A 21,632-nucleotide genomic window follows, 5' to 3' on the forward strand; every position below is an offset into this window, starting at 1 on the left:
CTAGGGATTCCGGACCGGCCCCCTCGGCCGGAGGCCGTGCATGCCACCGTCGACGGCCAGTGCCGTGCCGGTGGTCGAGGCCGCCGCCGGACTGGCCAGGTGCGCGATGGCGTGCGCGACCTCGTCGGCGGTGACCAGCCTGCCCGTCGGCTGCCGGGCTTCGAGCGCGGCGCGTTCGGCCGCCGGATCGGCTGCCGCGTCGAGCAGCCTGCCCACCCACGGGGTGTCGGCGGTACCCGGGCAGACGCAGTTCACCCGGATGCGATCGGGCAGGTGGTCGGTGGCCATCGCCAGGGTCAGCGCCAGCACCGCGCCCTTGCTGGCCGAGTACAGCGCACGCCCGGGCAGGCCCTGCCAGGCCGCGATCGAGCAGGTGTTGACGATCGCCGCGGCGGCCGATCGGCGCAGGTGGGGCAACGCGGCCCGGCTCACCCTCGCCATGCCGACCACGTTGACGTCGAGCACCCGGTGCCATTCCTCGTCGTCGTTGGCCGCGACGTCGCCCTGCGCGCCGATGCCGGCGTTGTTCACCAGCACGTCGATGCCGCCGTACCGCTCGGCGACCGCTTCGATCGCGTCACGCACCTGCGCGTCGTCGCGGACGTCGCACCGGTAACCGTCCGGTCCGGGGTTCAGGTCCAGCACGGCCACCTTCGCCCCGCGTGCGGCCAGCGTGGTGGCGGTCGCCGCGCCGATGCCGGACGCACCGCCGGTGACCACCGCGACCAGCCCGTCGAACTCGCTCATCCGCCCTCCGTCCACTCAGGACCGTCCGGGAACCGGAACCGCCGCAGCGTGGCGTCGTGCATCCGCGCCGAAAAGCCCGGTTCCCGCGGGGCCGGGTAGCGCCCCGCGTGCACGGTCGCCGGATCGGTGAAGTGCTCGTGCAGGTGGTCCACCCATTCGATGGACCGGTCGGCGTCGGTGCCGGAAACCGCCACGTAGTCGAACATGGACAGGTGCCGGACCAGTTCGCACAGCCCGACCCCACCGGCGTGCGGGCAGACCGGGATGCCGAACTTGGCCGCCAGCAGCAGGATCGCCACGTTCTCGTTGACCCCGCCGACCCGGCACGCGTCCAGTTGCAGCACCGAGATCGCCCCCGCCTGCAGCAGTTGCTTGAACACCACGCGGTTCTGCACGTGCTCGCCGGTGGCCACCCGGATCGGCGCGATGGCCTCGGCGATGGCCCGGTGCCCCAGCACGTCGTCCGGGGAGGTGGGTTCCTCGATCCAGTACGGGTCGAACGGGGCCAGCGCGGCCATCCACCGCACGGCGGTGCCGACGTCCCACCGCTGGTTCGCGTCGACGGCGATGCGGACCTCGTCCCCGACGGCCGCCCTGGCCAGCTTCATCCGGCGGATGTCGTCCTCGAGGTCCCCGCCGACCTTCAGCTTGATCATCTCGAAGCCGTCGGCCACCGCCTGCCTGGCCAGCCGGACGAGCTTCGCGTCGGCGTAACCGAGCCAGCCCGGTGACGTGGTGTAGGCGCGGTACCCGTTGGCCAGCAGGTGCTCGGTGCGCTGGGCCCGGCCCGGTTCGGCGGCCCGCAGCAGGTCCAGCGCCTCCTGCTCGGTCAGCGCGTCGGTGAGGTAGCGGTAGTCGACCAGCCCGGCGATCTCCTCGGGCGCCAGTTCCGCCAGGAACCTCCACAGCGGCCGCCCGGCGCGGCGGGCGGCGAGGTCCCACGCGGCGTTGACCACCGCGCCGACGGCCATGTGCGCCACCCCCTTCTCCGGGCCCAGCCAGCGCAGCTGCGAATCCCCGACCAGGGTGGCGGACAACGCGGCCAGCTCGCTCGCGGTCTCGGGCACCGCCCGGCCGACGACGTGGCCTTCCAGTGCCTGGATCGCCGCCGCCTGCACGTCGTTGCCGCGGCCGATGGTGAAGGTCAGGCCGTAGCCGTCGGGACCGCCGTCGGTGTGCAGCACCACGTAGGCCGCCGAGTAGTCCGGGTCCGGGTTCATCGCGTCCGACCCGTCCAGTTCCCGCGAGGTGGGGAACCGGACGTCGAGCACCTCCATCCCGGTGATCCGGGTCATCAGGCGGGCTCCACGCGCTGCAACTGCCTGCCCAGCCCGGTGATCTCCAGCTCGACCACGTCACCCGGACGCAGGTACGGCTTGGGGTCCGGCTGCCCCATGGCCACCCCCTCGGGGGTGCCGGTGTTGATCAGGTCGCCGGGCCGCAGCACCATGAACTGGCTGATGTAGTGCACCACCTCGGCGACGGTGAAGATCATGTCCCCGGTGGTGGACCGCTGGTGCACCACCCCGTTGACCGACAGCGAGAGTTCGAGGTCCTGCGGGTCCGGCACCTCCTCGGCGGGCACCAGCCACGGGCCGAGCGGGTTGAAGTTCTCGCACGACTTGCCCTTGTCCCAGGTGCCGCCGCGCTCGAACTGGTAGGCGCGCTCGGTCACGTCGTGGGAGATGGTGTAACCCGCGACGTGCGCCAGGGCGTCGGCCGGGCTGTCCAGGTAACGCGCGGTGCGGCCGATCACCACGCCCAGTTCGACCTCCCAGTCGGTGGCCGTGGACCCGCGCGGGATCAGGATCGGGTCGCCGGGGCCCACCACCACGTCCGGTGCCTTCATGAACAGCACCGGTTCCCCGGGGATCGGCGCGCCGGTCTCCTCGGCGTGGCGGCGGTAGTTCAGCCCGACGCAGACCACCTTGCCCGGCCGCGCGATGGGCGGGCCGACGCGCAACCCGGCCGCACTGGCAGGTGGCAGCTCGCCGGCGTCGAGCGCGGCGCGGGCCCTGGCCGGGCCGTCGGCTGCCAGGAAGGCGCCGTCGATGTCGGCGGTCAGCGGGCTCAGGTCGTGGAGCCCGCCGTCGGCCGAACGGGCACAGGGCCGTTCGGCTCCGGGGTCACCGAGGCGCAGCAACTGCACTGGTCTTCCTTCCTCGAGCAGACATCCGATGTATACCGGATCACAGTGCCTACATCCAGCAGAAGAAGGGGTGGAGCTGGGAGATTGATCCGATCAGTGGCCGGGGTCCGAGATCAGCATCTCAACTCCAGCACGCGGAGGGGAGCCCGGACAAGCCCGCATTACGCCAAACCGGTGGCCGACCGGCACGTCAACCGCTAGTTTCGGCCCGGTCAACCAACTGGGGGTAAACCGAAATGAACCGAATGCTGAGAGCAGGCGCCGTCGCACTGGCCGTGGCCGGGCTGTTCGCCACCGCACCGGTGGCCTCGGCCGGGCAGACACCACCGGTGCTCGCGCCGATGAGCCCGTCGAACTGGGATTCCACCTATCCCAACGAGTTCACCTGCCAACTGGCCGGGCAGCAACTGCAGTGGAGCAAGCCGGGGCTGACCTTCCGCTGCTTCGCGATCGGCAACCCGCCGCGCTGGGAGCTGTGGGTGAACCAGCCGCGCTGACCGCTCAGCCGGCCCGCTTGACCACCGCGCTGACGATGCGCTGGTAGGCGGAGCCCAGCACCCGCGGCAGGGCGTCGATCACGTGGGCGTCCGCGCCCACGAGGATCTTCGCCCGCTCGCGTTCCACGCCGCGGATGATGGTGCGCGCGGCCGCTTCCGGGGTGGTGCCCGCGATGCGGTCGAAGTTCCTCGAGGTGCGTTCCACCTCGCCGTCCGGAATGCCGCGCGCATCACGGGCGATGTTCGTCCTGATGCCACCGGGGTGCACGCAGCTCACCCCGACCGGGTGCCCGGCCAGGCGCAGTTCCTGGCGCAGGGCCTCGGTCACCCCGCGCACGGCGAACTTCGTCGCGTTGTACGCCGACTGCGTCGGCACCGCGATCAGGCCGAACACGCTGGAGATGTTGACCAGGTAGCCGTCGCCGGAGTCGATCAGGTGCGGCAGGAACGCCTTGCTGCCGTGCACCACGCCCCAGAAGTTGACCCCGACGATCCAGTCGAGGTCCTCCCAGCGCATCGAGGCGAAGTCGGACATCAGCGCCACGCCCGCATTGTTCACCACCAGGTTGACCCGGCCGAAGTCGGCTCGCACCGCGTCCGCGTGCGCCAGCACCGCCGCCCGGTCGGCCACGTCGAGCTCGTAGGACCGGGCTTCGGCACCGGCCTTCTCGCACCACGCCGCCGTGTCCGCCACCCGCGCGGTGTCCACATCGGACAGGGCGAGCCGGGCGCCGCGGGCGGCCAGGTTCAGCGCCAACGCGCGGCCGATGCCGGAACCGGCCCCGGTGAGCACCGCGACCTTGCCGGCGAACTGCCGCATGGGGCCCCCTTTTTTAGTGGGACTGCCGGTACCTGTTACCTGAAGTACTATCCAAGTCATGCCGGAGGGTGTCAACCGGGTCGACGGCCGATCGGAGCGCTGGCGGGCGCACCGGGTGGCCCGCCGCGCCCAATTCGTCGACGCCGCCTTCGCCGCGCTCGCCGAGCACGGGCCCGGGGTCGGCATGGCCGAGATCGCCGCGGCCGCCGGGGTGTCGAAACCGCGGCTGTACCGGCACTTCGCCGACAAGGCCGAGTTGTTCGGCGCGATCGCGGACCGCACCTCGCGGCTGCTCTGGGAACGCCTGGAGCCCGCGCTGACCACACCCGCCCCCGCGCACCGGCGCGTCCGGCAGGCGCTGGCGGCCTACCTCGGCCTGGTCGACGAGCACCCGCAGGTCTTCCGCTTCCTCGGCGCCCGCCGCCGCCTCGACCTCGGCGAGGGCGCGGACCCGGTGGCCGAGGACAAGAAGGTGCTCGCGGCGGTGATCGCCACGATCTTCACCGACGAACTGCGCGCCCGTCACGCGGACAGCGGTGGCGCCGAGGTGTGGGCGCACGGCATCGTCGGCGCGGTCGAAGCGGCCACCGACTGGTGGCTGGACCGCCGCACGATGAGCCGCGAGAGCCTGACCGAGTACCTCACCGTGCTGCTGTGGAGCGCGGTCGACGGCGCGCTGCGCACCCAGGGCATCGTGCTCGACCCCGACCGCCCGGTGGTGGTCAGCGAGCGCACCCTGCGGCTGTTGTCGGACCACGACTGAAGGGGATCGGATGGACCGCGAGCACGACGTGACCCTGTTCGGCGCCACCGGCTTCACCGGTGCGCTCACCGCCGAATACCTGGCGCGCCACGCCCCGGCCGGGTTCCGGCTCGCGCTCGCCGGGCGCAACCGCGCGAAACTGGAGTCGATCCGCGACCGGCTCGCCGCCATCGACGCCCGCTGGGCCGATCTCCCGCTGCTGCACGCCGAAATCGGTGACGCGGCGTCGCTGGCCTCGGTCGCCGCCGCCAGCCGTGTGGTCGCCACCACCGTCGGCCCGTACCTGACCCACGGTGAACCGCTGGTCGCGGCCTGTGCCGAGCACGGCACCGCGTACGCCGACCTGACCGGGGAGCCGGAGTTCGTCGACCGCATGTACCTGCGCTACGACCGCCGTGCCCGCGAAACCGGGGCGCGGCTGGTGCACTCGTGCGGGTTCGACTCGATCCCCTACGACCTCGGCGCGCTCTACACGGTGCAGAAGCTGCCGCGGGATTCGCCGATCGAGCTCAGCGGGTACGTCCGCGCGGGCGCGGCGTTCTCCGGCGGCACCTTCGCCTCGGCGATCACGGTGTTCTCGCGGTTGTTCGAGATGGCGCAGATCGCGAAGCAGCGGGCGGCCGCGGAGCAGCCTTCCCACCGGCGGGCGCGCACCGTGGTCGGCACTCCGCACCGCGACGCCGAGAGCGGGCGCTGGGCGGTGCCGATGACCACCATCGACCCGCAGATCGTGGCCCGGTCGGCGGCCGAGCTCGACGAGTACGGCCCGGACTTCACCTACCGCCAGTTCATGTCGGTGAAACGGCTGCCCACGGTGGTGGCCGGGGCGGCGGGGCTGGGGGTGCTGTTCGCGCTGGCCCAGCTGCCGCCGGCCAGGAAGGCGCTGATCGGGCTGGTGAACCCGGGTGGCGGGCCGGACGAGGAGAAGCGGGCGCGGTCGTGGTTCAAGGTCCGCTTCCACGGCAGCGGCGGCGGGCGCCGGGTGGTCACCGAGGTGGCCGGTGGTGACCCCGGTTACGACGAGACCGCCAAGATGCTCGGCGAGTCCGCGATGTGCCTGGCGCTGGACGACCTGCCCCCGGTCGCCGGTCAGGTCACCACCGCCGTGGCGATGGGCGACGCACTGGTGAAGCGGCTGGTGGACGCCGGGATCGTGTTCCGGGTGGTGCGGAGTTGAGCCGGTGAGCCGGGGTGACCGCTTAGGCTGACCCCATGCCCCGACTCACCCGCGCGGAAAGCCAGGCCCGCACCCGTGAACAGCTCATCGCCGGCGCGAAGGACCTGTTCCTGCGCGAGGGGTACACGGCGACCTCACTGGAGAAGGTGGCCGACGAAGCCGGGTACTCCAAGGGCGCGGTCTACTCGAACTTCCGCAACAAGGACGAGCTGTGCCTGGCCGTGCTGGACGCGATCCACGCCGAGCAGGCCGAGCAGCTGTCGGCCTCGCTGGCGGGCGTGACCGAACTGGACGCGGTGTTCGAGGCGTTCCAGGGCTGGGCGGAACGCAGCATCGGTGACCAGGCGTGGACCGCGCTGGAGGTGGAGTTCGCCACCAACGTGCGCCGGGACCCGCGGCTGCGTGACGAACTGGCGATCCGCGACAAGGCCATCCGCGACACCATCACCGGTGTGCTGAAGACGCACACCGACGAGTACGGCATCGAACTGCCGATGCCGGCCGAGGACTGCGCGACCGCGCTGCTCAGCCTGGGCATCGGCCTCGGGGTGCAGCGCGCCATCGACCCGAGCATCCCGGTCGGCGTGCTCACCGATGTGATGCGCCTGTTCGCCGGGCGGTGATTCTGCCGCGCCTCCGGCACGGCGCAGAGGTCGCTCGGATCCGATCGCTTCCCTCGGCACGCCAGACCGCTGAGCGGCCTGGCGCACCTCAGTCCAGCGATCGGCGCGACCTCTGAGCGAGGTGGTCAGCCCCGCGGGCTCCGCCAGGCGAGCAAGTCATCTGCGGTGCGGGTGTTGATGACCTGGTCGACGCCGACACCGCACTCCAGTGCCCGTGCGCAGCCGTGCGCCTTCCACGCCAGTTGCCCCGGCGCGTGCGCGTCGCTGTCGATGGCGAACTCGCAGCCCAGTTCGACGGCCTGCTTGAGCAGGCGTTTCGGCGGGTCCAGCCGGTCGACGCGCGAGTTGATCTCGACCGCGACCCCGTGCTCCCGGCAGGCTTCGAACACCTTCTCCGCGTCGAACTCCGACTCCGGCCGGTGCCGCCCGGCGACCCGGCGGCCGGTGCAGTGCCCGAGCACGTTGACCCGCGGGTTCGACACCGCCGCCAGCATCCGCGCGGTCATCTCCTTGCGCGGCATCCGCAGTTCCGAGTGCACGCTGGCGACCACGAAGTCCAGCTCCCACAGCAGGTCTTCGTCCTGGTCGAGCGCGCCGTCGAGCAGGATGTCCACCTCGATGCCGGTCAGCACCCGGAACGGCGCCAGCCGTTCGTTCAGCTCGGCGACCACCACCAGCTGCTGCCGCAGCCGTTCCGCGGACAGCCCGTTCGCCACGGTCAGCCGGGGCGAGTGGTCGGTGAGCACCATCCACTCGTGCCCGAGCCCGGCCGCCGCCCGCGCCATCTCCTCGATCGGGCTGCCGCCGTCCGACCAGTCCGAATGGGTGTGGCAGTCACCACGCAGGGCGGTCAGCAGTTCCCCGCCGTCCGGCAGTTCCGGCGCCTCCTCGGCCTCGACCTTGCGCAGGTACTCCGGCACGTTCCCGGCCAGCACGTCCTCGATCACCGACGCGGTCGCCTTGCCGATGCCCTTGAGCCCGGTCAGCCTGCCGGTGCGCACCAGCTCGGCGAGGCGCTCGGGGGTGAGCTTGTCCACCACCGCGGCCGCGTTGCGGAAGGCGCGGACCCGGTAGGTGGGTTCACCGCGCTTCTCCAGTTCGTAGGCGATGTCACGCAGTGCGCTGGCCGGTTCCATGCCGCTGATTCTGCCGGATCCCACATCCCACACCAGGGTGAGGCGAAGCCGTGATATTGGCCCCCCGTATCTTGGTCAGGACGCCCGAGCCCCGAACAGGAGCGAAGTCTTGCCGCCAGACAGCCAGTGGCCCGGTTCCCGGTCCGAGGAAACCGACGTGTTCCCCGCGGTCTCCGGCAAGCTCGTCGACCCCGAGCAGACCGACGCGATCGGCACTGCCTTCATCCACCCGATCGAACCGGACGAACCCGGCGCGGACGACCGCAAGCGCAAGGTCAAGCGCGCCGGGCTGATCGCCGGTGCGGTGCTGGGCGCGTTCGTCGTGCTCTACGGCGCCGACCTGCTGATCAACTCCGGGGACGTGCCGCGCGGGGTGACCGTGGCCGGCGTGGACGTCGGCGGCATGAGCCGGGAGAGCGCCGAGCAGGAGCTGCGCCAGCAGCTCGAGCCGCGGCTGAACCAGCCGGTGCGGGTGCGCGCCGGGGACGTCGAGCAGACCCTCGACCCCCGTGAGACCGGGCTGGTCCTGGACTGGCCAGCCACCCTGGACCGCGCGGGCGAGCAGCCGCTGAACCCGTTCGCCAGGATCGCCTCGTTCTTCACCAGCCGGGAGACCGGGGTGGCCACCAACGCCGAGCAGGCCACGCTGGCCACCGCGATGGACGCGCTGCGTGGTGAGGTCGACCGCGCCCCGGCCGAGGGCACCATCACCTTCGACGGCGCCACGCCGGTCCCGGTGGACCCGAAGCAGGGGCAGGCGCTGGACGTGCCCGGCGCGTCCCAGCTGCTGCTGTCGCAGTGGGCCTCCGGTGAGGTGCTGGAGCTGCCGGTGACGCTGACCCCGGTGCGGTCCACCCCGGAGAGCGTGCGCGCGGCGCTGGAGCAGTTCGCCAAGCCCGCGGTGTCGGCACCGGTGGTGGTCAAGGGCGAGGGCAAGGACGCGAAGCTGGCGCCGGAGGCGATCGCCGAGGCGCTGACCTTCGAGGTGGTCGACGGCGGCGTGCTGGTGCCCAAGATCGACAACGCGAAGATCGCCGAAGCCGCCGGTCCGCAGCTCGCCTCCACCGAGAAGGAGGGGCGCGACGCGGAGATCGTCTTCGAGGGCGGGAAGCCGGCCGTGCACCCGTCCGAGGACGGCAAGAAGATCAACTGGGACCCGACCCTGGTGCCGCTGCCGGAGGTGCTCAAGCTCGCCGACGGCCGCGAGGTGAAGGCGGTCTACGAGAACAAGCCCGCCAAGGTGACCACCGAGGAAGCGAACAAGCTCGGCATCAACGAGGTCATCGGCGAGTTCACCACGAAGGGCTTCGCGCAGGATTCCGGCGTGAACATCCGCGTGGTCGCCGAAAAGGTCAACGGCGCCATCGTCAAGCCGGGCGACACGTTCAGCCTCAACGGGTTCACCGGGCCGCGGACCAAGGCCCAGGGTTACGTCGAAGCGGGCGTGATCTCCGACGGCGCCCCCGGCCGCGAGGTCGGCGGTGGCATCTCGCAGTTCGCCACCACGCTGTACAACGCGTACTACTTCGCGGGCATGAAGGACGCGGGGCACAAGGAGCACAGCTACTACATCAGCCGGTACCCACCGGCGCGTGAGGCGACCGTGTTCCAGAACCACAGCGGTGGCAGCGTGATCGACCTGAAGTTCACCAACGACAGCCAGACCGGGGTGGCCATCCAGACGATCTGGACGCCGTCGACGATCACGGTGAAGCTGTGGGGCACGAAGCGGTACAACGTGGAGTCGGTGCCGGGTGAGCGGCACAACTTCACCGAGCCCCAGGAGAAGCAGGGGCCGGCGGAGAACTGCCAGCCCAGCGCCGGTGCGCAGGGCTTCACCGTCAGCGACACCCGCATCCTGCGTGACGCGGCCACCGGCCGTGAGGTCAAGCGGGAGCCGCGGAACGTCCGGTACAACCCGCAGCCGAAGATCGTCTGCCCCGGCGGCTGACCTTCCGGCGCCGAAGGGCCCTGTTCACCGCTGGTGAACAGGGCCCTTCGGCGTGGTACCTCAGAACTGAGCCGTCCAGTGGGCGGTCCGGTCCAGGTAGGCGGTTTCCGCGGCGGCGCCGGTGTGGCCGTAGGCACCGTCGTAGGTCTGGTAACCGCGGCCCGCCGGGGGCGCCGAGCTCGCCGGTTCGACGGTCGACCCCTCGTGCCATTCGTTGAACGAAGTGATCGACACCCAGTCCGGCGCCCCGCCGTTCGCCGGGTTCAGCACGTTCGCCCACTGCGTGTCGTAGGTCCGCCCGTCGTCCCGGGGCAGCGTCGGGGTGCTGTTGCCCGGAACCGCCCGGTCGTCGAGGTAACCGGGACCCAGCGAAGGCGCCCAGATCAGCCCGTTCGCCCTGGCGTGGTCGGCGATGCCCTTCCAGCCGACCGGGTTCATCGTGGCCAGCACGTCGTAGGTGTAGATGCCGCCGAAGTGCGTGACCCGGCTCAGGTCGGTGGTCTGCGCGAGCACGATGTTGTTCGCCCGCAACGGCGCGATCGGTGCCCAGTCCGCGACGGACAGGCTGTCGAACACGTAGAACGCGGGCCGGTTGCCGTGGGCGGCGTCCCGGTAGAACGCCGGGCTGCCACCGTAGCGCTCGTTGAGGTACGCAATGTCGTCCACAGTGGACTGTGCGGTCCGGCCACCGTACGGCTCCAGGTGCCACGCCACCTTCAGCCCGTGCTTCGCCGCCGCCGCCAGCACTCCCGGCACCAAGCCGTCCTCGTAGGACCCGCGACCCCACCAGCTGTACACCAGTGTGCCGACGCCCGCGCGCCGGATCCACGCCATGTGCTGGTCGACCGCACCGGTGAAGTCGCCGGAGTCGTACGGCCCGAGCGCCGGGTAGAAGTCCGCACCGACGTCCTGCGGTGGCTGGTGCCCACCCTGGGGCCAGTGCCGGTACGAGCCGTGGACCTCGGGATTCCCGTACCACGGGTAGTAGAAGATGTGCGTTTTCGCCGACCACGGCGCCGCTGCCGCGGTGGGGGTGGTGAGGGCGGCCAGCACCAGGGCGACCGCGAGGAGGATTCTCATCGCTCTCCTTCGGGCAGGCGCAACCAGGCAGCGGTATCGCCAGGCAGCTTCCCGTCGTCCAGGGGCGCGCTTGACAACATGAGCTCCCGGTGCGGGGGCAGCGGCACCGCTTCCGCGCCGAAGTTGAGCAGGCAGGCGAACGAATCCCCGCGCCGGAAGGCGAGCACTCCGGGCGGCTGGTCCAGCCAGGCGAACCCGCCCCGCGCGTGCTCGCGCAGCCGCAAACCCGCGCGGTAGAGGGAAAGCACGGAATCCGGGTCACCGGCCTGGGCGGAAGCCGTGCAGGCGGCCCATTCCGCGGGCTGCGGCAGCCACGGTTCCTTCTCCGCGTCGTCCGGGCTGAACCCGAACGGCGAAGAGGCACCGGACCACGGCATCGGCACCCGGCACCCGTCCCGGCCCGGGTCGGCGTGGTCGCTGCGTTCCCACACCGGGTCCTGGCGCAGCTCACCGGGGATGTCCTCGACCTCCCACAACCCCAGTTCCTCACCCTGGTACAGGTAGACCCCGCCGGGCAGGGACATGGCCAGCAACGCGGCCGCCCTGGCGCGCCGGGTGCCGAGCGCGCGGTCCACCGGCGTGCCGTGCAACCGGTCGGCGAAGCTGAACCCGGTGTTCCCGGCCCGGCCGTACCGGGTGACCGGGCGCGTCACGTCGTGGTTGGACAGCACCCACGACGCCGGTGCGCCCACCTCGTCGTGCGAGTCCAGCGTCCGGTCGATCACCTCGCGGAACCGGGCCGCATCCCAGGGGCAGACCAGGAAGTCGAAGTTGAACGCCGCGTGCATCTCGTCCGGCCGCAGGTACCGCGCCGACCGCCGCAGGTCCGGCAGCCACATCTCCCCCACCAGCAGGCGTTCGTCCGGGTAGCTCCGGGCGATCCGCCGCCACGCCCGGTAGATCTCGTGCACGCCTTCGCGGTCGGAGAACGGGGTTTCGTCGCCCGGCTCGACGTCCGGCAGCTCGGGGTCCTTGACCATGCCGTCGGCCACGTCGATGCGGAAACCGTCCACCCCGCGGTCGAACCAGAACCGCAGGACGTCCTCGAACTCGGCCCGCACCTCCGCGCTCTCCCAGTTCAGGTCCGGCTGCCGCGAGCTGTACAGGTGCAGGTACCACTGGCCGGGTGTGCCGTCCGGCTCCACCACGCGGGTCCAGGCGGAACCGCCGAAGCGCGAGCGCCAGTTGTTCGGCGGTTCGGCACCGCCGGGGCCGCGGCCGTCGCGGAACCAGAACCGTTCGCGTTCCGGGGAGCCCGGCCCGGCTTCGAGCGCCGCGGTGAACCACCGGTGCGTGTCCGAGCAGTGGTTCGGCACGATGTCGATGATCACCTTGAGGCCGAGTTCGTGCGCCTCGTCGAGCACGCGCCCGGCGTCGTCGAGCGTGCCGAAGGTCGGCTCGATGTCGCGGAAGTCGGCGACGTCGTAACCGCCGTCGTCCATCGGGGAGGGATACCACGGGGTGAACCAGATGGCGTCCACGCCCAGGTCCGCGAGGTGGGCCAGCCGGGACCGGACACCGGCGAGGTCACCGATGCCGTCCCCGTCCCCGTCGGCGAAGCTGCGCAGGTAGACCTGGTAGATCGCCGCCTGCCGCCACCAATCCGAACCCTGTGCACCCGGTGGGGATTCGCTCACTGCAGCACCTTCCTGGGGTCGTGCGGATCAGCCCTTGAGGCTGCCCGCGGTCAGTCCGGCGAGGATCTGCTTCTGGAACACCAGGAACAGCCCCACCATCGGCAGGCTGGCCAGCACCAGCCCGGCGACCAGCAGATCCAGCCGCAGGTCCGGCGCCACCCGCTGCAGCAGCACCGAAAGCGTTTGCGTGCCGGGGTCCTGCAGCACCAGCAGCGGCCAGATGAAGTCCTTCCACGCGGCCACCACGGCGAAGATGGAGACCACCGCGAGCACCGGCCGCGAGATCGGCAGCACGATCCGGAGCAGGACGCGCACCGGGCCGGCGCCGTCGATGGTGGCCGCCTCGACCAGTTCGTCCGGGATCTGGTCGAAGAACCGCTTGAGCAGGTAGATGTTGAACGCGCTGGCGGCGGCGGGCAGCCAGATCGCGGCCGGGGTGCTGAGCAGGTTCACCCCGAGCAGCGGCACGTCGGCCACGGTCAGGTAGGTCGGCACCAGCAGCGCCGAGGCGGGCAGCATCAGCGTGGCCAGCATCAGCCCGAGCACCGCGCCGCCGAGCACCGGCCGCAGCTTCGACAACGCGAACGCGGCGGGCACCGCGACGGCGAGTTGCAGCAGCCACGCCCCACCGGCCACCACGACCGTGTTCAGGAAGTACCGGCCCAGGTCCAGTTCGGACCACGCCTGCGCGAAGGTCTCCGGCTGCCACTGCTGCGGCACCAGCGCCGGCGGGGTGCGCGCCAGCTCGTCCGGTGGCTTCATCGCCCCGGTCACCGCCCAGTACAGCGGGAACAGGAAGGCCAGGGTGAACGCCACCAGCACCAGCGAGAAGACCACCCAGTAGACGACCTTGCCGCGGGTACTGCGCAGCTGCGACGGCGAGACCAGCGTGCGCGGTCCGGGGGCGCCCCTCATACCGCACTCCTTCCCGTGAGCCGGACGTACGCGGCCGAGAACACCCCGAGCGCGATGAACAGCAGCAGGCTCAGCGCGCTGGCCGAACCGAAGTCGTTGTAGACGAAGGCGTAGCGGTAGAGCAGCAGGAGCACGGTGACGGTGGAGTCGTCCGGGCCGCCGCCGGTCATCACGAACGGCTCGGTGAACACCTGCATGGTGGCCACCACCTGCAACAGCAACAGCACCAGCAGCACGAACCGGGTCTGCGGCACGGTGACGTGCCAGAGCCGGCGCCAGATCCCGGCGCCGTCGAGTTCGGCGGCCTCGTACAGGTCACCGGGGATGGTCTGCAGCGCGGCCAGGTAGATCAGCGTGGTGCTGCCCATGTTCGCCCAGGTGGAGACCAGAACCAGCGAGAGCATCGCGGTGTCGCCGGAGTCGAGCCAGGCCGAACCGGGCAGCCCGACCGCCCGCAGGCCCTCGTTGAACAGGCCCGGCCCCGGGTCGTAGAACCACTTCCACAGCAGCGCGGTGACCACCGGCGGCAGCATCACCGGCAGGTAGACCACCAGCCGGAAGTACGCCCGCGCGTGCCGCAGTTCGTTGAGCAGCACCGCGGTGACGAACGGGATGGCGAAGCCGAAGACCAGCGCCAGGCCGGTGAACAGCAGGGTGTTGCGCCAGGCCACGCCGAACAGCGGGTCGTCGAAGAGCAGCTCGAAGTTGTCGAACCCGACCCACTCCGGGTCGTCGACGAAGTTCACCTGCTGGAAGCTGAGCACCAACCCGCGCACGATCGGGAACCAGGAGAACACCGCGAAGACGACCAGTGCGGCGCTGAGCAGGCCGTAGGCCGTGACGTTCTCGGCGAGCCTTCGGCGCCGCCTGGTCGCGGTCCTCACCTGAGCTGGGCCAGGGTGGCGTTGACCTTCTGCTCCGCGGTGGCCAGCAACGCGGCGGGATCGGCCGACGGATCGGTCAGCACCGCCTGCATCACGGTGTCGAGCGTGGCGTAGACCTGCTGCGCGTTCGGGGGTTCGAGGTGGCCCTTGATGGTGGTCCCGGCGTCGAGGTAGGCGGCGTAGTTCTGCGCGGGCACGTTGGCGTACTTCGCCTTGACGGCTTCCTGCTGCGCACGCAGGGCGCCGGTCCAGATGTCGGGGTTGGGCAGCGCGGGCAGCCCGACCGGCTGCCCGCCGTCGGCGTAGCGCTTGGTGAAGGAGTCGAAGCGGTCCGGGTTGAGGTACTTCCACTGGATCCAGGTGAGCCCGGCCTTGATCTTCTCCGGCGACGCCTTCGGGTTGACCATGTAACCCTCGCCACCGATCAGCGTGCCCTTGCCCTCGGGCACCGGCGCCAGGCCGTAGTCCTCGTACTTGCCGTTGAACTGCTTGACCAGCACGGGGATGTTGTCCGGGGCGGCGAGGTACATGCCGAGCTGGCCGGAGCCCATCATCCGCTGCACGTCGGCATCGGTCAGCAACTGCTTGCTGCCCATCGAATCGTCGGTCCAGCGCATCTGCTTGAGGTGCGCCAGCGCGGTGCGGCCGAGGTCGTTGTTGAAGTCGGCCTTCCAGGTGTCACCGTCCTTGCGGGCGATCTGGCCGCCGAGCGAGTTGAGCCAGGCGGTCAGGTGCCAGCCGCCCTGGTTGCCCTTGCTGAAGTCCGCGTAGCCGACCACCCCGTCACCGAGCGCGGCGATCTTGCCGGCGGCGGCGCGGACCTCGGCCCAGGTCCGCGGCGGGTGGTCCGGATCGAGCCCGGCCCTGGTGAACAGCGGGCGGCTGTAGACCAGGCCCATCGAGTAGTTGGCGGTGGGCAGGCCGTAGAGCTTGCCGCCGCGGTCGCGGAAGACGTCCAGCAGCTGCGGCTGGAGCTGGTCGACGTGCGGCAGTTCCTTGACCGCGTCGGTGATGTCGGCGGCCTGGCGGCGGGCGATGATCTGCGCGGGGTCGGTGAAGTAGACGTAGAACACGTCTTCCAGCTGCCCGCCCGCCAGCTTCGCGGAGAAGGACTCGACCTCCATGAAGCCCTCGTGCGGTTCGAGGTCGATGTCCGGGTGACCGGCCTCGAACTCGGCCACGTCCTGGTCGAAGACCATCCGCTCGAACGCCTGGGTCGGCGGCGGCTGGCCGTTGATCGAGACCTTGATCCGGCCGTCGGCCGAGCGCTCCTCCGAGCCGCCGGAACAGGCGGGCACGGCCAGCAGGCCGATCGCGGCCAGGGCAACCAGGACTCTGCGCGGACTGTTCATGCGGGCGCCTCTTCTCGACCGGCCTCCTGTGACGGCAGTCACTCTAAAGTGCGAGGCCGGTCGATGCAATATCCGAACAGCTACTTGTAAATACTCGACAATTACTAGCGCATGCGGACCTTCCCGGTCGAGCCGCGCACCACCAGTTCGGGCGCGAACAGCAGTTCCTCGGCGGGCACCTGGCCGCCGTTGATCTTCTTGACCAGCAGTTCCACCACCGCGCGGCCCATCGCCTCGATCGGCTGGCGGATGGTGGTCAGCGGCGGGTCCACGCACTGCATCAGCGCGGAGTCGTCGTAGCCGACCACCGAGATGTCCTCGGGCACGGACAACCCGTGCCGCCGGGCCGCGCGGATGGCCCCGAGCGCGAGCGGGTCGCTGGCGCAGAGGATCGCGGTGACCCCGCGCTTGAGCAGCCTCGCCGCACCCGCGTGCCCGCCTTCCAGGGAGAACATGCCGTGCGCGACGGCCTCCGGGTCGTCCGGCAGCCCGGCCTCGGCCAGGCAGCTGCGGAACGCCTCGTGCTTGCGGCGGGAGGGCACGTGGTCGGCGGGACCGAGCAGCAGGCCGATGCGCTCGTGGCCGAGGGAGAGCAGGTGACCGATCGCCTGCTCCACGGCCATCGCGTCGTCGCAGGAGACCTGGGGCATGCCGAGTTCGCCGACGGCGGCGTTGAGCAGCACGGCCGGCAGGCCGCGGTCGACGAGCCGGTGGTAGTGCGTGTGCACGGCGTCGGCCTGGGCGTACTGCCCCCCGGCGAAGGCGACGCCGGAGACCTGCTGCTGGAGCAGGAGGTCGACGTAGTCCGCTTCGGACACCCCGCCGGCGGTGCGGGTGCACAGCACCGGGGTGAAGCCCTGCTGGGCCAGCGCGTTGCCCATGACCTCGGCGAGGGCGGGGAAGATCGGGTTCTGGAGTTCGGGCAGCACCAGCCCGACCAGCCGGGCGCGCTCCCCGCGCAACTGGGTCGGCCGTTCGTACCCGAGCACGTCGAGCGCGGTGAGCACGGCGGTCCGCGTGCTCTCGGCGACCCCCGGCCTGCCGTTGAGCACCCGGCTCACCGTGGCTTCGCTGACCCCCACCTGCTTCGCGACTTCCGCGATCCGACGTTTCATGGTCGCAATTATGGGACAGTCCACTGCAAGTATCCGCACACAGCGGATGAACAGGTCCGGATCAGGCCTGCCTCAGGAACCCCGGTCATGCTCGGAGCAGCGGGAGGACCCGCGTCACCAGGGGAGCGCGAGATGACCGAGAAGGACAACCAGACCCCGGGCCCCGGCGAGCAGCCCACCGTCGAACAGCCCGCCAGCACACCGCCGACCACCCAGTCCGCAGCGGAGCAGACCGCAGCGCAGCCAGGCGCCGGCTCGCAGCCTGCGGCCGAGCCCGCGGCACAGCCGACCGCCAGCTCACCCACGACACCGCAGACTGCAGCGCAGCCAGGCGCCGGCGCACCACCCACGATCCAGCAACCCACGGCGCAGCAGACCGCAGCCCAGCCAACCGTCGGGCCGCAGCCCACGGCCGAGCAGACTGCGGCCCACCAGCAGGGCGCGGGCCAGCCCGCCGCTGAGCAAACCACTGCTCACCAGCAAGCCGGAGCGAGTCAGCAGACCGCCGCGGGCCAGCCAGCCATCGAACAAATCGCCGCCCACCAGCAAGGCGCAGGCCAGCCCACCGAGCAGACCGCCGCCCACCAGCAAGGCGCAGGCCAGCCCACCGAGCAAACCCCAGCTCACCAGCAAGGCGCGGGCCAGCCCACCGAGCAGACCGCCGCCCACCAGCAAGGCGGAGCGGATCAGCCCACCGCCGCCCACCAGCAACCGGGCGCGTCCCAGCCACCACCCACCCAAACAGCAGCGCACCAGCAGAGCGGCCCGCCCCCGCGCTACCCCACCCCACCCAAGAAGGCCCCCACCGGCTTCGGCCGTTTCGTGCGCCACCGGGCCACCGGACTGGTCGCCGCCGGGCTCGCCGGGCTGCTCGTCGGCGGCGGGGTCGTCGGGCTGGTCTCGGCGCTCAACGACAACGACGGCCCCCGCGACGGCAGGCCGGGCATCGCCCGCCAGTTCGACGGAGACCGGTTCGGCGCAGGCGAAGGCCCCCGCAGGCACGCCATCCCGCCCGACGGTTACTTCCCCCGCCAGGAACGCGGCGAGCGCCCCGGCGGCGCTACGGGTGAATCCGGGTGAGCCTGCGCTCCAAGCCGTCGATGGCGATCTGCACCGAGTACTCGTAGAACTCGGTGAAGTGCGCCGCCAGCCGCTCCGGGTCCTTCACCCGTTCGTAGACGTTCCGCCCCAGCGCCGCCAGCCCCGGCTGGTCCTCGCTGTCCCGCGCTTCGGCGTAGGTCTCGGGACTGTCCGGTTTGATCAGCGGCTGCGCCAGGTGGTCGTCCTCCTTGGACACCAGCGCGGCGGCCGTGCCCAGCAGCAGGTTGTAGGCGGTCACGCTCTCCTCGCCGAAGCCGTCGCGCTGCAGCACCCGCACCCCGCGGTCGATCAGCGGCTTGATCGACGGGATCAGCGGGCCGTACAGCGAGAACCGCCTGGCCACCCCCGGGTACCGGCGCAGCACCACCCGCAGGTCGGCGAGCAGCTGCCAGTAGAAGTCACGCCAGTGCAGACCGGCGTCGGGCAGCGGGATCTCCTCGCCGACCCGTTCGATCACCGCGCGCACCACCGACTCCCGGTCACCGACGTGGTGGTAGATGACCGCGGGGTAGGCCTCCACCGCGGAGGCGAGCTGGCGCAGCGTCCAGCTGTCGAGGCCGCGTTCGACGGTCAGCCGCAGCGCCGCGTCGACGATCCGCTCCGCGGTCACCGCAGGCAGGCCCGCCGCGAACCTCGACCGTGGCCGCTGCTGGCCCGGCAGCGGCGAGGGACTCTCTGGGGCTCCAGCCATTCCGGGAAGCTTAATGCTCATCGGATGACCATGCTTGACAGGTTGCCAAATGTTGTTGTTCTGCCTGTTCAACGAGACATTTGGTGATCATCTTGCGATGCCCGTCCAATCACGATCGCCCGGTAATCGTCGAGTGGATCATGCCGGATTGGGGGAGCATCAACAAGCTCTTTCGTTCTGCGGTTGCGCACTCACAGCCCGCGACGGCGCGGCGCCCTCCGATACGCTCTCCCCCCGGGCAAGAGCGTGCCGGATCGCGGACGCCGCGTCGCCGACCGGTCGCACACCGCCTGAGCGAGGTGCACCAGTATCGACGCCGCTCCGCCCGGACCGGTTCCCGTCAGTGGCGACCGAGTTGATCAGCACGCACCCAGGTGGCGTGGAAACCCAGCGGAACCCGCTGGGGCAGCAGCACCCGCGCCACCGGACCGGCCGCCAGGTCGCCCGCGTCGAAGATGTCCAGTTCGGACCGTCCTTCACGTTCGTCCTGCACGAAGGTGACCAGGTAGCCGTCGCCCTCCACGGTGGCGCCGTCACGCGGGGCGAACGGCGCCTCGCTGCCCCAGCGCCCCGGGCCGAAGTCGTGCTCCGCCTTCACGCCGGTCGCGTTGTCGTAGCAGACCAGCCCGTCGAACAGCAGCGTCGACTCCGGCGAGATCTTCACGTGGTAGCCGTACCGGCTGAGCCTGCCGACCTTGCGCGCGTCCACGCTGGGGAACTCGGTGTTCGCGTCGTCCATCGACGACTCGCTGGTCGCGCCGGTGCGCAGGTTGAAGCGGTAGCGGTACAACTGCGCGTCGAGCCGGAGGTAGGACAGCATCTTCGCCAGCGGGGTGCGCGCGTCGGCCCGCGGCTGCGGACGGCTCACGCGGCAGACGTCGAGCACGATCTCCTCGCCCGCCTCCCACGAGTTCACCACGTGGTAGATGTAACAGGGCGAAGCCTCGAACCACCGCACCTGATCGCCGGTGCCGTGCCGCGGCAGCACCCCGAACCGCGCGGGCAGCGAGCGGTCGAAGACGATCTTGTGCCTGCCGTGGCGCGCGGCCTCGGCGTCCGGCAGCAGCGGCAGGTCCATCAGCACCGCGTGGTGCTCGGTGATCGCCATGTCGTGCGGCAGGCGCGGGCCCGGCAGCTCGACGCCGGTGGTGTGCACCACCCGGCCGTCCGCGCCGACCACGCCGTAACGCAGGTACGGCGGCCGTGGGCCGTAGTCGAACCAGAACAGCTCGCCGGTGCGCTCGTCCACCTTCGGGTGCGCCATCACGTCGCCCACCAGCGTGCCGAGGAAGTCCTCGGCGCCGATGGTCTCCAGTGACAGCGGGTCGAGCGCGTACGGGCTGCCGCACAGGTACCAGGTGGCCAGCACCTTGCCGCGGTGGAAGACCAGGTCAGTGTTGGCCGCGTCCTTGAGGCCGAGGCCGTGGTGGTTGCCGAACGGATTGCCCTTCGGGCTCTCCATCACCCCGGTCCACAGCGCGCGGCCCGCCTCGGACTCGGCTTCGAACGCCTTGGTGCGGATCCAGCGGTTGCGGTAGCGGGCGCGGCCGTTCTCCAGGTGCACCGCGTGCACCATGCCGTCGCCGTCGAACCAGTGGTAACGGCCGTCCGGGCGGTACCGCGGATTCGGGCCGTTTCGCAGGTAGACCCCGTTGAGGTCACGCGGGATGCGGCCGATCACGCGCAGGTCGGCGCTGTCGATCTCGGTGGTCACCGGCGCGTAGACGCCGAGCAGGTAGGGGTTGGGCTCTTCGGTACCGGCCACGAGCACCGGCTGGTCGTGGCTGCTGGTCAAGGCGGCCTCCCCGGCTGGACGGCGAACTCCAACCCTACGGTTTCCGCGGCGGCCCGACCACCCGCTCAGCCGGTCCGGCCGAGTGAACGGGCGTAGGCCGCCGGGGTGACGCCCTTCCAGCGCTTGAAGGCGTAGATGAAGCTGGACGCCTCGGCGTAACCCAGCCGCACCGCCACCTCCTCCACCGAGAGCACGCCGGTGGCCAGCAGTTCCTCGGCCAGCGCCTCGCGGACCTCGTCGACCAGGGCGCGGTAGCTGGTGCCCGCCTCGGTGAGCCGGCGCCGCAGCGTGCGCGGGCTCATCATCAGCTCCCTGGCGATGGCGTCCATGCCGGTGTCCGCCCCGCCGAGCCGGATCAGCCGGTCGCGGACCTGGTGCGAGATCCCGGTGCGGGCCCGGCGGCGGGTGACCAGGTCCCGGCACTGCGCCTCGCAGATGGCCACGGTCTGCACGTTCGCCTGCGGCAGCGGCCGGTCCAGGTGCGCCGCGTCGAGGGCGACCAGGTTGACCGGGCCGCCGAAGGACGGCCGCACGCCGAACGCCGCCACATAGGAATCCACAGTGGACGGCTCGCCGAAGCGGAACTGCAGCCGCCGCAGTGAAATGGACGAGAGCAGCTCGCACATCACGGTGTAGATGGCGGACAGGTCGCGCAGCACCAGGAACCGGGAGACGTCGCCGGGCACGAGTTCGTCGTGCAGCACCAGGCGGATCTCCCCGCCGGCCACGGCCACGTGCGGGATGGAGAAGGTGAAGCTCAGGTCGAGGTACCGCAGCGCGAAGGCCATCGTGTCGGCCAGCGTCGGGCTGCTGATGCAGGCGAAGCCGAAGATGCCGAAGGTGGTCACGTGGTAGCGGCGGCCCAGCGCGAGCGCCGCGGCGTCCGGGTCCTGCTCCGGCGGCAGCCCGGAGAGCAGGTTGCGCACCACGGCCAGCTCCTGCCCGGCGTCGATCTGCACCTCGGGGTCGCGGACCCGCGCCGGGGTCAGGGAGGTGCCGGCGAGCACCCCGGGGTTCCCGTGCTCGGCCGCGAACGCGGACATCAGCAGCACGCTCGCCGTGCTCCGCGGGAAGTCCCAATCGCGCACGGCCGGGGCCGCGAACTCCACCATGGCCGGAATTATCGATCCCGGTCGCGAACGGTCGCCACCCAGGGTGTGGCCGGAAGTCTCAATCGATTGACCGTTCGGAGCCTTCTG

21 protein-coding genes are annotated in these 21,632 nt (G+C 71.1%); 6 read left to right on the forward strand and 15 right to left on the reverse strand.

Features of this window, described 5'->3' with window-relative positions:
* The 3 genes from AC07EG_RS23350 to AC07EG_RS23360 are packed head-to-tail and all read right to left on the reverse strand — an operon-like array spanning position 1 to position 2,896.
* A complete protein-coding gene (locus tag AC07EG_RS23350) occupies positions 1-747 on the reverse strand; it encodes an SDR family NAD(P)-dependent oxidoreductase (protein WP_478255279.1) in 747 nt (248 codons plus the stop codon).
* Positions 744-2,042, reverse strand: a complete 1,299-nt coding sequence (locus AC07EG_RS23355) for an enolase C-terminal domain-like protein (protein WP_478255280.1) — start codon at positions 2,040-2,042, stop codon at positions 744-746. The genes AC07EG_RS23350 and AC07EG_RS23355 overlap by 4 nt, the downstream gene beginning before the upstream one ends.
* Positions 2,042-2,896, reverse strand: coding sequence for a fumarylacetoacetate hydrolase family protein (locus AC07EG_RS23360; RefSeq protein WP_478255281.1), 855 nt, complete (start codon positions 2,894-2,896; stop codon positions 2,042-2,044). Before AC07EG_RS23360 ends, AC07EG_RS23355 begins: the two co-directional genes overlap by 1 nt.
* Before the next feature lie 236 nt (positions 2,897-3,132).
* Between AC07EG_RS23360 and AC07EG_RS23365 the strand changes: the two genes are divergently transcribed.
* Positions 3,133-3,393 carry a hypothetical protein gene (locus tag AC07EG_RS23365; RefSeq protein WP_478255282.1) on the forward strand — a complete coding sequence of 87 codons (261 nt, stop codon included), beginning with the start codon at positions 3,133-3,135 and terminating at the stop codon, positions 3,391-3,393.
* Between the two features lie 4 nt (positions 3,394-3,397).
* Here AC07EG_RS23365 and AC07EG_RS23370 read toward each other — a convergent pair whose 3' ends face one another.
* Positions 3,398-4,213: an SDR family NAD(P)-dependent oxidoreductase gene (locus AC07EG_RS23370; RefSeq protein WP_478255283.1), complete on the reverse strand. Its 816-nt coding sequence runs from the start codon at positions 4,211-4,213 to the stop codon at positions 3,398-3,400.
* Between the two features lie 58 nt (positions 4,214-4,271).
* Here AC07EG_RS23370 and AC07EG_RS23375 point away from each other — a divergent pair, with 58 nt between their 5' ends.
* Genes AC07EG_RS23375 through AC07EG_RS23385 form a run of 3 tightly spaced genes read left to right on the forward strand, consistent with a single transcriptional unit; the run spans position 4,272 to position 6,776 of the window.
* Positions 4,272-4,976: a TetR/AcrR family transcriptional regulator gene (locus AC07EG_RS23375; RefSeq protein WP_478255284.1), complete on the forward strand. Its 705-nt coding sequence runs from the start codon at positions 4,272-4,274 to the stop codon at positions 4,974-4,976.
* A 10-nt stretch (positions 4,977-4,986) separates the two neighbouring features.
* Positions 4,987-6,153 carry a saccharopine dehydrogenase family protein gene (locus tag AC07EG_RS23380; protein WP_478255285.1) on the forward strand — a complete coding sequence of 389 codons (1,167 nt, stop codon included), beginning with the start codon at positions 4,987-4,989 and terminating at the stop codon, positions 6,151-6,153.
* A gap of 35 nt (positions 6,154-6,188) precedes the next feature.
* On the forward strand, positions 6,189-6,776 hold the full coding sequence (locus tag AC07EG_RS23385; protein ID WP_478255286.1) for a TetR/AcrR family transcriptional regulator: 588 nt from the start codon (positions 6,189-6,191) through the stop codon (positions 6,774-6,776).
* 125 nt (positions 6,777-6,901) lie between these two features.
* Here the strand turns inward: AC07EG_RS23385 and AC07EG_RS23390 are convergent, their stop codons facing one another.
* Positions 6,902-7,912, reverse strand: coding sequence for a PHP domain-containing protein (locus AC07EG_RS23390; protein ID WP_478255287.1), 1,011 nt, complete (start codon positions 7,910-7,912; stop codon positions 6,902-6,904).
* Between the two features lie 109 nt (positions 7,913-8,021).
* Here AC07EG_RS23390 and AC07EG_RS23395 point away from each other — a divergent pair, with 109 nt between their 5' ends.
* On the forward strand, positions 8,022-9,863 hold the full coding sequence (locus tag AC07EG_RS23395; RefSeq protein WP_478255288.1) for a VanW family protein: 1,842 nt from the start codon (positions 8,022-8,024) through the stop codon (positions 9,861-9,863).
* A 60-nt stretch (positions 9,864-9,923) separates the two neighbouring features.
* On the opposite strand, the gene AC07EG_RS23400 is transcribed toward AC07EG_RS23395, so the two are convergent.
* From AC07EG_RS23400 to AC07EG_RS23430, 7 genes are all read right to left on the reverse strand, one after another.
* A complete protein-coding gene (locus AC07EG_RS23400) occupies positions 9,924-10,943 on the reverse strand; it encodes a glycoside hydrolase family 99 protein (RefSeq protein ID WP_478255289.1) in 1,020 nt (339 codons plus the stop codon).
* A complete protein-coding gene (locus AC07EG_RS23405; protein ID WP_478255290.1) occupies positions 10,940-12,580 on the reverse strand; it encodes a glycoside hydrolase family 13 protein in 1,641 nt (546 codons plus the stop codon). Before AC07EG_RS23405 ends, AC07EG_RS23400 begins: the two co-directional genes overlap by 4 nt.
* A gap of 27 nt (positions 12,581-12,607) precedes the next feature.
* Positions 12,608-13,495 carry a carbohydrate ABC transporter permease gene (locus AC07EG_RS23410; RefSeq protein WP_478255291.1) on the reverse strand — a complete coding sequence of 296 codons (888 nt, stop codon included), beginning with the start codon at positions 13,493-13,495 and terminating at the stop codon, positions 12,608-12,610.
* Complete coding sequence (locus tag AC07EG_RS23415; protein WP_478255292.1) at positions 13,492-14,379, reverse strand: carbohydrate ABC transporter permease; 888 nt, start codon at positions 14,377-14,379, stop codon at positions 13,492-13,494. Before AC07EG_RS23415 ends, AC07EG_RS23410 begins: the two co-directional genes overlap by 4 nt.
* Positions 14,376-15,731 carry an ABC transporter substrate-binding protein gene (locus AC07EG_RS23420; RefSeq protein WP_478255293.1) on the reverse strand — a complete coding sequence of 452 codons (1,356 nt, stop codon included), beginning with the start codon at positions 15,729-15,731 and terminating at the stop codon, positions 14,376-14,378. The genes AC07EG_RS23415 and AC07EG_RS23420 overlap by 4 nt, the downstream gene beginning before the upstream one ends.
* 104 nt (positions 15,732-15,835) lie before the next feature.
* Positions 15,836-16,846 carry a LacI family DNA-binding transcriptional regulator gene (locus AC07EG_RS23425; protein WP_478255294.1) on the reverse strand — a complete coding sequence of 337 codons (1,011 nt, stop codon included), beginning with the start codon at positions 16,844-16,846 and terminating at the stop codon, positions 15,836-15,838.
* Between the two features lie 297 nt (positions 16,847-17,143).
* Positions 17,144-17,557 carry a hypothetical protein gene (locus AC07EG_RS23430; RefSeq protein WP_478255295.1) on the reverse strand — a complete coding sequence of 138 codons (414 nt, stop codon included), beginning with the start codon at positions 17,555-17,557 and terminating at the stop codon, positions 17,144-17,146.
* A 111-nt stretch (positions 17,558-17,668) separates the two neighbouring features.
* On the opposite strand from AC07EG_RS23430, the gene AC07EG_RS23435 reads away from it, so the two are divergent.
* The gene (locus tag AC07EG_RS23435; protein WP_478255296.1) at positions 17,669-17,926 is read left to right on the forward strand and encodes a hypothetical protein; all 258 of its coding nucleotides are present in this window, start codon (positions 17,669-17,671) and stop codon (positions 17,924-17,926) included.
* On the opposite strand, the gene AC07EG_RS23440 is transcribed toward AC07EG_RS23435, so the two are convergent.
* The 3 genes from AC07EG_RS23440 to AC07EG_RS23450 form a co-directional block, all read right to left on the reverse strand.
* Positions 17,907-18,638, reverse strand: a complete 732-nt coding sequence (locus AC07EG_RS23440; RefSeq protein ID WP_478255297.1) for a TetR/AcrR family transcriptional regulator — start codon at positions 18,636-18,638, stop codon at positions 17,907-17,909. The two genes, AC07EG_RS23435 and AC07EG_RS23440, sit on opposite strands and share 20 nt — an antisense overlap.
* A gap of 340 nt (positions 18,639-18,978) precedes the next feature.
* Entirely contained in the window at positions 18,979-20,433 is a 1,455-nt protein-coding gene (locus tag AC07EG_RS23445) for a carotenoid oxygenase family protein (protein WP_478255298.1), read from the reverse strand.
* Between the two features lie 65 nt (positions 20,434-20,498).
* Positions 20,499-21,545, reverse strand: a complete 1,047-nt coding sequence (locus tag AC07EG_RS23450; RefSeq protein ID WP_478255299.1) for an AraC family transcriptional regulator — start codon at positions 21,543-21,545, stop codon at positions 20,499-20,501.
* Positions 21,546-21,632 lie beyond the last annotated feature (87 nt).

It is taken from the genome of Amycolatopsis sp. NPDC045836 (assembly GCF_056431745.1).

Coding starts and splice junctions, on each gene's coding strand:
- AC07EG_RS23385 (WP_478255286.1), top strand. CDS start 6,189: ATGCCCCGACTCACCCGCGCGGAAAGCCAGGCCCGCACCCGTGAACAG.
- AC07EG_RS23365 (WP_478255282.1), top strand. CDS start 3,133: ATGAACCGAATGCTGAGAGCAGGCGCCGTCGCACTGGCCGTGGCCGGG.
- AC07EG_RS23420 (WP_478255293.1), bottom strand. CDS start 15,731: ATGAACAGTCCGCGCAGAGTCCTGGTTGCCCTGGCCGCGATCGGCCTG.
- AC07EG_RS23410 (WP_478255291.1), bottom strand. CDS start 13,495: ATGAGGGGCGCCCCCGGACCGCGCACGCTGGTCTCGCCGTCGCAGCTG.
- AC07EG_RS23450 (WP_478255299.1), bottom strand. CDS start 21,545: ATGGTGGAGTTCGCGGCCCCGGCCGTGCGCGATTGGGACTTCCCGCGG.
- AC07EG_RS23370 (WP_478255283.1), bottom strand. CDS start 4,213: ATGCGGCAGTTCGCCGGCAAGGTCGCGGTGCTCACCGGGGCCGGTTCC.
- AC07EG_RS23425 (WP_478255294.1), bottom strand. CDS start 16,846: ATGAAACGTCGGATCGCGGAAGTCGCGAAGCAGGTGGGGGTCAGCGAA.
- AC07EG_RS23380 (WP_478255285.1), top strand. CDS start 4,987: ATGGACCGCGAGCACGACGTGACCCTGTTCGGCGCCACCGGCTTCACC.
- AC07EG_RS23400 (WP_478255289.1), bottom strand. CDS start 10,943: ATGAGAATCCTCCTCGCGGTCGCCCTGGTGCTGGCCGCCCTCACCACC.
- AC07EG_RS23390 (WP_478255287.1), bottom strand. CDS start 7,912: ATGGAACCGGCCAGCGCACTGCGTGACATCGCCTACGAACTGGAGAAG.
- AC07EG_RS23440 (WP_478255297.1), bottom strand. CDS start 18,638: ATGGCTGGAGCCCCAGAGAGTCCCTCGCCGCTGCCGGGCCAGCAGCGG.
- AC07EG_RS23355 (WP_478255280.1), bottom strand. CDS start 2,042: ATGACCCGGATCACCGGGATGGAGGTGCTCGACGTCCGGTTCCCCACC.
- AC07EG_RS23350 (WP_478255279.1), bottom strand. CDS start 747: ATGAGCGAGTTCGACGGGCTGGTCGCGGTGGTCACCGGCGGTGCGTCC.
- AC07EG_RS23375 (WP_478255284.1), top strand. CDS start 4,272: ATGCCGGAGGGTGTCAACCGGGTCGACGGCCGATCGGAGCGCTGGCGG.